Source organism: Kitasatospora sp. NPDC001225, from assembly GCF_053597855.1.
Genome location: NZ_JBSFJC010000499.1, coordinates 1 through 1,008 on the forward strand (window position 1 = coordinate 1; position 1,008 = coordinate 1,008).

1 protein-coding gene is annotated in these 1,008 nt (G+C 72.0%); it reads left to right on the top strand.

Translation table 11 applies throughout. The annotated features are described in order from the left end of the window. Positions 1–887: quinone oxidoreductase family protein (locus tag ACWDCZ_RS41745; RefSeq protein ID WP_449818780.1), on the top strand; the 887-nt coding region annotated here is incomplete at its 5' end. Positions 888–1,008: the final 121 nt, after the last annotated feature.

Below are 1,008 nucleotides of genomic sequence, written 5' to 3' on the forward strand. Positions count from 1 at the left end.
GCCCCGGCGAGAGTCGCCCCGGACACCTTCGGCTCCGCACCCGGCTGGCCGGCGTCAACTACGCCGACGTCCACCTGCGCGAAGGCTCATACCCCGCGCCCATGCCCGCCCCGTTCGTGCCGGGCAACGAGGTACTCGGCATCGCGGAGGACGGGCGCCGCTACATCGCGCTCAGCCGCGGTGGCGGCTACGCCGAGACCGCCGTCGTCCACCGGAAGCTCGCCTTTGAGGTGCCGGACAGCATCGCCGACCACGACGCCGTCGCGCTCACGCTCCAGGGCAACACCGCCTGGCACCTGCTCTTCACCGACCTGCGGGTCACCGCCGGGGACACTGTCCTCGTCCCAGCTGCGGCAGGCGGCGTCGGCTCGCTCGCCGTCCAGCTCGCCAAGCACGCCGGCGCCAAGGTCGTCGCCATGGCCTCCAGCGAGGAGAAGCGCCTGATCGCCACGGAGCTGGGCGCGGACGCCGTCGTCGACTCCTCCACCACCGAGGACCTCACCGAGCGGATCCTCGACGCCGCCGGCGGCCACGTCACCGCCGCGATGGAGATGACCGGCGGCGACGTCGTCCACGCCACCCTCGCCGCCCTCACCCCGCGCGGACGCCTCGCCGTCTTCGGCTCAGTGACCGGCGCCACGGGCCTCGTGCCCATCACCAGCCTGCTCGCCGGGTCGAAGGCGGTCAGCGGCTTCTGGCTGCCGAACCTCTACCCCTCCCGCACCCACCTCAACGACTCGATGTCCGCGCTGTTCACGGCGGTCACCGAAGGCTGGCTCAAGCCGCTCAACGGCCCGCTGTACAAGCTCGGCCAGGCCCGCCAGGCACACCACGACCTCACCGCCCGCCGCACCACCGGCAAGATCGTCCTTGACGTCGACCGCTGACCGGCCGCCCGCCCGGTCCTCCTTCCCTGCGCCTCTGGGACTACGCCAAGACCCAGACGGAGTGGCTCGTCGGCAAACCGGCATACGGCTACAAGACGGCCCTGGACGAGAACGGCAAGAC